Source organism: Burkholderia sp. BCC1047, assembly GCF_902833155.1.
GTDB lineage: Bacteria > Pseudomonadota > Gammaproteobacteria > Burkholderiales > Burkholderiaceae > Burkholderia > Burkholderia sola.
The window spans coordinates 1-8,853 of record NZ_CADFEH010000070.1; the positions used below are offsets into that span (position 1 = coordinate 1).

The 8,853-nt window shown below is 55.7% G+C and carries 7 protein-coding genes; 3 read left to right on the forward strand and 4 right to left on the reverse strand.

All coding sequences use genetic code 11. The annotated features are described in order from the left end of the window. Positions 1-113: 113 nt before the first annotated feature. Positions 114-629: an Ohr family peroxiredoxin gene (locus HWX55_RS35660; RefSeq protein ID WP_175979066.1), complete on the forward strand. Its 516-nt coding sequence runs from the start codon at positions 114-116 to the stop codon at positions 627-629. 673 nt (positions 630-1,302) lie between these two features. On the opposite strand, the gene HWX55_RS35665 is transcribed toward HWX55_RS35660, so the two are convergent. Next, positions 1,303-2,784 (reverse strand): PLP-dependent aminotransferase family protein, encoded by a 1,482-nt coding sequence (locus tag HWX55_RS35665; RefSeq protein WP_175979067.1) that lies wholly within the window; start codon positions 2,782-2,784, stop codon positions 1,303-1,305. Positions 2,785-3,012: 228 nt separating this feature from the next. Here HWX55_RS35665 and HWX55_RS35670 point away from each other — a divergent pair, with 228 nt between their 5' ends. Beyond that, positions 3,013-3,972, forward strand: coding sequence for a hypothetical protein (locus tag HWX55_RS35670; RefSeq protein WP_175979068.1), 960 nt, complete (start codon positions 3,013-3,015; stop codon positions 3,970-3,972). Between the two features lie 182 nt (positions 3,973-4,154). Further along, positions 4,155-5,284 (forward strand): IS3 family transposase gene (locus HWX55_RS35675; RefSeq protein WP_175979069.1). Its coding sequence is split into 2 segments (ribosomal slippage): positions 4,155-4,416 and positions 4,416-5,284, totalling 1,131 coding nucleotides; the frame shifts between segments, so codons are not numbered across the junction. A gap of 57 nt (positions 5,285-5,341) precedes the next feature. On the opposite strand, the gene HWX55_RS35680 is transcribed toward HWX55_RS35675, so the two are convergent. From HWX55_RS35680 to HWX55_RS35690, 3 genes are all read right to left on the reverse strand, one after another. Further along, the gene (locus tag HWX55_RS35680) at positions 5,342-6,142 is read right to left on the reverse strand and encodes a cyclic nucleotide-binding domain-containing protein (protein ID WP_175979070.1); all 801 of its coding nucleotides are present in this window, start codon (positions 6,140-6,142) and stop codon (positions 5,342-5,344) included. Between the two features lie 1,064 nt (positions 6,143-7,206). Then, the gene (locus HWX55_RS35685) at positions 7,207-7,662 is read right to left on the reverse strand and encodes a hypothetical protein (RefSeq protein WP_175979071.1); all 456 of its coding nucleotides are present in this window, start codon (positions 7,660-7,662) and stop codon (positions 7,207-7,209) included. Beyond that, a complete protein-coding gene (locus HWX55_RS35690; protein ID WP_244140707.1) occupies positions 7,659-8,183 on the reverse strand; it encodes a 3'-5' exonuclease in 525 nt (174 codons plus the stop codon). Before HWX55_RS35690 ends, HWX55_RS35685 begins: the two co-directional genes overlap by 4 nt. Between the last annotated feature and the right edge of the window lie 670 nt (positions 8,184-8,853).

The window sequence follows — 8,853 nt, forward strand, 5'->3', positions numbered from 1 at the left end:
CGAAGCTGAGGCAAACTACTACAGGCAACTCAGAAATGCGGCTGAAGTGCCTGCATTAACTTAAACCAACCGACCTCCACGATTCCCGGTGCGGTTCAAGATCGCTCAAAACAATGACTTCATTGCGCCCCCCACCGCTGTCACTATTGAATAAGTACCGCGGACGAGAACCGCAGACGCTATATTCGACCACGGTAACCGTGACCGGTGGAGCGGCAGCTCACGGTCGAGCCTCCGGTATCGCCCGGTCAAATGACGGAAGCTTCAACGTGGAGCTACGTCTGCCCCCAGAGCTCGGCGGCCCCGGCAACGGCCCCAATCCAGAGCAGCTATTTGCCGCGAGCTATGCCGCATGTTTTCACGGCGCGCTGAGCCTGTTGGCCGCAAATGTGGGGGTGGTAATTGACGGCGCCACGGTTTCGGCGTCGGTCGATTTCTGTCGCGACCCTATGGATGGGCTCTTCATGCTGAATGCGAATATCCAAGTCCATCTGCCAGGCGTCGAGCGGTCAATTGCCGAGGAGCTCGTTCGGAACACGGAGCGCTTCAGTCCATACACGAAGATGGCGCGTGACGGCATTAATCATGTCGTCGCACTCGCGCCGTCTGACGACAAATCCAAAGTGTGATCTGATTTCGGCACATCGAGCTTCGGACACGAGCACACCGGCAATCCTCACGGTACTCTCACGGGTCATCAATGTGCGAATGACTTTCGCACGGCCGTATGTATCTGCATGCCATGGGTTTCTAGTACCGAACTCCCCGACGGGCATCCTTGGTCCGCCAAGCAATACGGATAGCGAACGTTATTTCAGCAGGCTAGGAGCAACTTGTCGGCCTTCACGCTTGAGCAGCACGTGCACGCGCCGGTACCTGCGTCGAACAACGCGTCGCACGTACTGCTTGGAACAAATCGTAGCCTTCGATTTGACTGGCTAGTAGGGTCGGCAAGGCGCGCACGCTGTTGTCGGCCTGACACCAATCCGGCCATCGCGTACGGATCACACGGCCACACGCGCCGGCCCTCACCCGGTGATTGGTCCGCTCGATCTGCAGAGCGATCGGGATCTGCTGTTATAGACATTCGTCAACCCCGTCGCCAACGCAATCCTGTTCGCCTCGAAGGGCCGATACGTGTCGATCCGGTCATTCCGCGGAGCGGCCGACGTTGGCATCACGATCACCAACGTCGGCCCTTGTATCACACCGGATCAACGGATGCCCTCTGCAGATGAATCGCAAAAATTCGTGACCAGCTACCGCCAAATTATTATGACCACTTCGACCCTCAGGTGCCCGCTAGATACACGAGCGCAGCAATTCTGCCTCGCACTGCCAACCCGAAGCGAGCAGACCGATGCCCTTCGTGATGTGTTGCACCGGCGTTCCGCCAAATCCGAACACCAGTATGTTGGACGCGCATCCAGTGCCCGAAAATGTGTCTCCCCTATATATGCCGACACCCTCCTCGTCTGCGATCCTGCACAATGTCTCGATGTCGTAACCGTCATTCACTCGTGTCGAAATGTGCAAACCACACGTTGAATCCAAGGGAGTCAGCCACGTGGACAGACGGTTGCTGATCGCTTCCAGCAGGGTCGCTCGTCGCCTCTTGTACTCCATGCGCATGCTGTTCAGATGCGAAGCGAATTCACCGCTCACCATGAGGTGCAACAAGGCATTCTGGACGTGCATGGACGTTTGCCTGTCCACTATCCATTTTGCTCTTCTAAGGGCGTCGAGCAGCCAGGGAGGCGAGACAATAAAGCCTAGCCGGAATGCCGGCGCCAGAATTTTGGACAGCGATCCGAGATAAATTACACGTTCCTCCGTATCGATCGACTGCAGACATGGTGACGGCATCGTACCGTGGTAATACTCACAGTCGTAGTCATCTTCGAAGATAACGAAGCCACCCTTCGCCGCGCTTGCGAGCAGCGCTTTCCGCCGCTCCGGCGAAAGCGTGACGCCCAACGGAAATTGATGGTTGGGCGTACAGTACAGGCCAGCGATTCCCTCGGGAATGTCCTCGACTTTCACTCCCTGCTCGTCGACTTGAAGTTGAACGGGTTCAGAACCAGATAGCCGCCCAATTTCGGCGACAACAGGAAAACCAGGATCTTCTATGGCGAACGACGTCCCGGGACCCAACAATAGTCTCGATAGAAGATCGAATGACTGGTGCGTTCCAGTAGTGATGACAATATCCGCTCCGGTACAACGAACGGACCTCGATTGGCGAAGGTAAGCAGCAATTCGCTCGCGCAGCCGCACGTCTCCCTCCGGCTGGCCATATTCGGAAAGCGGCGCGGGCTCCATGTCGGATGGCCAACGGGCCAAGCGCTTGCGCCAAAACACACGATCGGCGTCGTGGGAAACGGCGCCCGGACGAAAGTCGACCTCCACGTCCTTGTCAGGCAGCACGAATGTCTTGAGCGGGAGACGCGCCGACCATTCTGACAAACGCAATCGGGTCGCGGAATGGGTAATCGGAGCGCTGTTCTGCGATGGTGTTGCACGCACGTACAAGCCCGAGCCAACTCGAGCCTCAAGCCAGCCCTCCGCAATCAACGCCGCGGTCGCCTCTCTTATCGTGTTGCGCGATACGCCAAGTTGAAGCGCCCATGTTCGGGATGCCGGCAGGCGTTGTCCCGCTTCAAGACGGCCGTCTTCCAAGGCCGCGTAAATGCCTTCGTACACTTGCTGTTGGATCGGACCCACGCCGTCCAGTTGAATCAAAAAGTCGCCCACGCGAACTCCTTCGCTGATACGCACCTTCATATGCGATATGCGCTTTGCCAGATGAGTGGTCGCTCACAGCCCAATTTAAGCAGGAAATTTCGGTCCACGTTCTGGGCGGCAGGATCATAAACTCATGGCCCACGCCAGTTTCGTGACTTGCCCTTGCGCTGGTGAGCGAGTGAAATATTCGGGACCACAACTATGAATTCTACGATTGCACGATTGGATAGAACTTCGTCACTTTTTTGGCACTTCGCGCCACCTGCGATGACGCTCGGCTATCCGTGGTATCTCTCCAGATTTTACGAAGGAGCTGGCAGCCACCACACGGCTGGCGCGTTGTTCGCCATTGCATTGGTGTTCGCGGTTCCCTTGAGCGCGTTCTTCAGCCTGCAGTCGCTCTCCCGGCGCGATGTGAGCGACGGACGGGTCGTCATATTGCGACGTCTTGCACACTTCACGTTTGCCTCGCCGCCACTTTTCGTCATCTTGGGGGTCGTGCTTTATTTGATGAAGATAAACGGCGCAGACGGGAAAGTGTGGCTTGGGTTGTGGGCGGTCGTGATTGTCGGAAGCCTGTTGGCGATATCCACTGAGCGAAATGATACCCCCCGTTCTCGGCCGAACCTGAATACGGCACCTGTGCGCGTGCTTCATGGTGCAGCATCAGTCGCCATCATCACCGTCTTCCTGTTTCCTCATCTAGGCAACCACGCAGTCGGGATTCTAGGCACTGATTTGCACAAGAGCGTCATGCTCGTGCTTCGCCATGCGTATCGGGCGGGATGGCTCGAACCTATTTTGATCGGACTCTTCTTCTTTCAAATCGTTAGTGGCCTTGTACTGTTGATGCCGAAGCTAACCATTAAGCAGGACACGCTCGGATCGTTCCAGACAGCATCCGGCGCATATCTCGTCATCTTCATTGCCTCGCATATCAATTCGGTATTCATTCTTGCGCGTTACTTCGGGACGGATACCGACTACGCGTGGGCAACCGGAACCCCGAGCGGTCTGATCGGCGACGCATGGAACGTGCGCCTGATCCCTCACTACTCACTGGGCGTATGGCTCGTCCTTTGTCATATCGCCTGCGGCCTGCGGACCGTCATGCTGGCTCACGGCGTCAGCTATGAGAGAGCCAACCGGATTTGTTGGCTTCTGATTATCGGCTGCTCGGTTTGGACGGTCATCGTCGTGGCCGGCATGCTGGGAGTTCGCGTTTAGCCCGTAATTCTTGGTGCGTTTTCCTGTGCGACCAGCTGCACACGGCTTTGTCAGCAACAGCACGGCAAGCGATCCCATACGACAACTGCCTGCTACGCACGTGACCCTAGCCCACAAAACTGTCCCATTTGGAAGTGGAAAATTCCGGCATGACATTGTCATCAAGACCAGGAGGTCATGCCGTGAAGAAGAGCAAGTTCACCGAGGAGCAGATCACATACGCATTGAAGCAGGCCGAGCTGGGCACGCCTGTCGCGGAGGTCTGCCGCAAGATGGGGATCAGCGACGCGACGTTCTACAACTGGCGGACGAAATACGGCGGGCTGTCGCCCTCGGAACTGCGCCGGCTGAAGCAGCTTGAGGAAGAGAACGCGAAGCTCAAGCGGCTCGTAGCCGATCTGTCGCTGGACAAGGCCATGCTGCAGGACGTGCTGTCAAAAAAACTCTGAAGCCTTCTCGGCGCCGTGAGCTTGTCACGGACTTGATGCAGCGTTTCGGCGCAAGCCAGCGGCAGACCTGCGCGTTGTTGCAGCTGTCCCGCACGGTCTACCGCTACGAGTCGGTCGCGCGGGATCAAAGCGCACTGGAAATGCGCATCAAGGAGATCACGGAAGTGCGAGTGCATTACGGTGCGCCCCGCGTGTACGTGATGCTTCGCCGGGAAGGCTGGAGAGACAACCACAAGAGAGTAGAACGCGTGTATCGCGAACTGGGTCTTTCGTTGCGCCACAAGCGACCTCGTCGAAACAAGTCTGCCCGGCGTCGACAACCGAAGCAGTCAGTAAGCGCAATCAACGAAATCTGGAGTATGGATTTCGTCGCTGACGCGCTGTTTGATGGTCGACGCTTGCGCACGCTCACGATCGTGGATAACTACACGCGGGAATGCTTGGCGATTGAAGTTGACGGCTCGTTGCGTGGCGAGCACGTTGTCGCCGCGCTGACTCGGCTCGCGCATCATCGTCCGCTTCCCCGCTATATCAAGGCAGACAATGGCAGCGAGTTCATTTCGAAGGCGCTCGACAAATGGGCGTACGAGAATGGCGTGGAGATTGACTTCTCGCGTCCTGGCAAGCCGACCGACAATGCGAAGAATGAATCCTTCAACGGACGCTTTCGGGAGGAGTGCCTCAATGCACACTGGTTCTTGTCGCTTGAAGACGCCAGACGCAAAATCGAAGTCTGGCGCGAGTACTATAACGAGGCGCGCCCTCACTCTGCGCTGCAGTGGATGACACCGGCGGAATTCGCCCGCCAGTGCACTGATCGGGCCGGTTCGGCCCGCCCCGAAGAGTCGGAATTTTCCAGCTAAGACTGGGACGGAAATTGGGCTAGCCTCACGCATCGTCGATCCCAGACACTAGTCCCGTTAAAATTCTGGACGCCAACCAAGCCTCGTTGCCAACATATTCGGATTCGGAGCACGCATTACTGTTCCACAAGGACAGATCACCAACGGAAAATCAGCTCTCGATCGAGTCATCCTCTCCAACAATTTCACCGCTTCAGGATCCTCCAGTGTATCGAGAATTGCGTACGGGTAGCCATTCCGCATGAGAAATCCCTGCAACGCAACAAGTATCGGATCATCTGAATGGCCAACGATGATTGGGCCACTGCTGCTTTTCATTAGACGCATGCGTCGCAAGATCAAGGCGCGCATGATCCGTTCACCGAGTTCCGCCTCGGCAACGATCAGATGGCACAACTGTTCAGGAAGGAGCAATATCGTGTCGGCGTCGTCAAGGGCATCAACGTCAACTAGTGCGGGCTGTCCAGATAGTTGGCCAATCTCTGCGAGAAATTGGCCAGGCTGAAGGATCCCCTCGAAATGCCTCTCTCCCAGCTCGTCGCGGCGCATGATACGGATTGGCCCACTCACCACCAGGAACAGTCTCTCGGCGGAAAATCCGGTCTGTAACAACGTCTCGCCTGTGAGATACCGTCGTGGAGTGCCGAAGCGTCGAATGCGTGCAATTTCGGAAGGAGTAAAGCAAGGGCGCATCTGTTGGGCTTTCGATTCAAAAATTGAGAACAAATTTTCGGATAAATCAGCAGTCAAGTGCTCGCTCGCCCTGAAAGCCGCCAAGTCATCACCTCTATAATTTGTATACTTCCAAAATTTAATCTGCGAGAGTTCTCCACCACACATCCCATTTAACGAACCCATACGCCAAAACCTCGACTAAATAAAAATTACTTACCAATTCCGAATTTAATACCAAAACCACAACGTTATTCACCCACCCCATCATAAAACCAAATTCAGGGCGAAATACATACAACTTACCAATTAAATTTTATCGCCAAAGTATTTCTTTTCGACCCAAACATCAAACCCTCCCGTTAGAAATGGGGTATTTTGCGGCTGACTATCCGCAATCGCGCGGCAATCCTGAAACCCGTCATATTCGACAGACATGAACACAGATTGACCCGCGACCGACGGGTCCCGAATTAGGCGACAACTTTATATTCGCCTCGCGCGCCGCCCCCAAAAAATAACCCAAACCACAAACGAAATGAAATGAAATGAAATGAAATGAAATGAAATGAAATGAAATACACAATAACGAAACCGTCGCAGACAATCACGAAATTTAGCTTTGCGACATTCACCCTTTCATTTTTCAAATAATGAAAAACGAACAACTCCGACCGCATGCCGCGACAGTCACCGGAACGCGACAAATAACACGAATTAAATTAGCCCACTACTTAGCATCACTTGGCACTATGGCATACCCGCGGTACGACATGTCTATGAAAACAAACGATATATCATGCGCCGAATTACTTGATGCCGATCGTAAGGCACGACACATCATGCCGGTAGTACTGCAATCGTGCTTACACTGTTGTCGCGCGAACACCATTCCCTCAGTCTCCACGACTAACAAAGAGACGACGCCGATACAAATCTTAGGTACACAATGACCGCTCTGTGCCACCCTACAATGTCGATTGGCCGAATTGATCTGCGAATTCGCAAACCAAAGCACGATGAAGCCCGTAGCCGAACGATCAATCACGAAGTAGCGACATCGGCCCAGAATTTCGTACGGAATCTTTATTATGAATGCATTCGTGGTCTAAACAGCCAATACTGAATCTCGAACGAGTGACGCAACGCCTTTTGGGGTATCAGAGGTTATCCGTCGCGGTAAGTACGGTCTTCGTGCCGCCCTTGATGACGCCCGTATTGGTCGTGGTGCCGGCAGTATGAATTCGACATCATCGGCAGCGATCAACGCACCAGTCGGTCGCAGGTCGTTCGCATGGGTTCGCGCTTCCTGTATTCGTCAACTGATTCGTTGCGTACAGGTTCAATTGGTTGGCGGCGGCGAAGACGGCAGCCGCACCGGTGTTCGTTATCGTATTGGCGTTTACCGTAACGTTGGCACCGGTTGCGGTGCCCGTGTTGTTCAAGGTAGCGCTGTTGGTCGTAACCGTAGCCTGTCGTTGCGCGGACAGGGTGCCGGCTTGATTCGATAAAGCTGCGGCAGTCAGCGCCAGCACACCATTGGTCGCGAAGGACCCGCCGTTATTCGACAACGCCCCGGTCCCGATGGTCGGCGTACCGCTACCGGCGTGTGCAATTTTGCCGTGGTCGTTAATCAGCGCCGCAGGGGTAAGGCTCAGATCGGCGGCGCATACGTCGAACCTGCCCGCGTGCACCGAACTCGTCATTCCCGTACGCATTCAGATCGAGCGTGGGAACACGCTCCAGCGAGTTCGAGAAGAGCTATTCCGATTACGCTGAAGAACAGGCGACCGCCCCAACCACGCCCCGCTATCGCTTGCGCTCGTCTCGGAAATGCGGCCTGTCGTGGGGAGTACGCTGATGCACGCGGCCGCCCCTGAGCTCCGGTGGGAGCGCCAATGAACCAAAAACACTGGCGGGCCGCCCGCGTAATAGCAACGTAGGCAAGCCGGAGGATCTCGTGGCGCTGGGCTGTGTCGAACGGCGTAATGTCGTTATCGGCACCCAGCCCTGCAGCGATATATGCCTGATTCTTGTACGGGGAGTCCGTCATGTGGACGCAGTCACCAATTAGAAATACCGCGACTGCCTCCAACCCCTTCGAGCGATGGTAGGTAAGCAGCTTCAGACGCTGCTTCTTTTCAGGAAGACGCTTGTCGACTTTGATCAAGTCGGCCAGCAATTGCTTCATCGCCTCTCCGTCGTCGCGTCGCCGAAAAAGAACCATGACAGAGTCCCCCCTAGCATATAGCTCGCGGACACGCTCCGCGAGGGCCGCATCGTCTCGATCAAGCACCACCACCGGAACAGGATCTCGGCATTGAGGTCGACGATGCCCTCGAGATGGCGGAGCAGACAGAGGTTTGATGGCACGGGCCGGCGAGCGGTCGCTTGCCGGCCATGAGGGGACATCCCTATCGCGCGCTGGCAATGACCGTTACTGTCCCTGAAGCCGCCACTCCTCTCTTACGAATTCGGCGAAAAAGAACGCATCGCAAAGGACGTGGTGGAACTTCAAACGGATTCGCGACGCCGCCATTCCGGCTGAATGCGACTATCGGCGCACGCGTAAGCGTGTCTACAACGATGCTCAGCGTCGTCGGCCTGGCGGCCATCTGGGGCAATGGACAAACCATCAGCACTACGGGATTTCATGGCAGTGGCGCGCGTCGGCCGAGGCTATAACCTCCTGCGCGTCGGACCGTCCCGCCGGGTAGCGCTTGGCGTGTGCCGTCCTTCGACACCAGGAGGACACTACTGTTGATTTGCATGGAATCCTGACCCACGATTTGCATTGAATTCTGACCCACCCCTTGGACCAGCTTTGCGGGTTATTCGGTGGGTATCTGGGTCTTCTTTCTCTCCTTTTTTGGCTGTGTCGTGCTGTTTCTGAAACG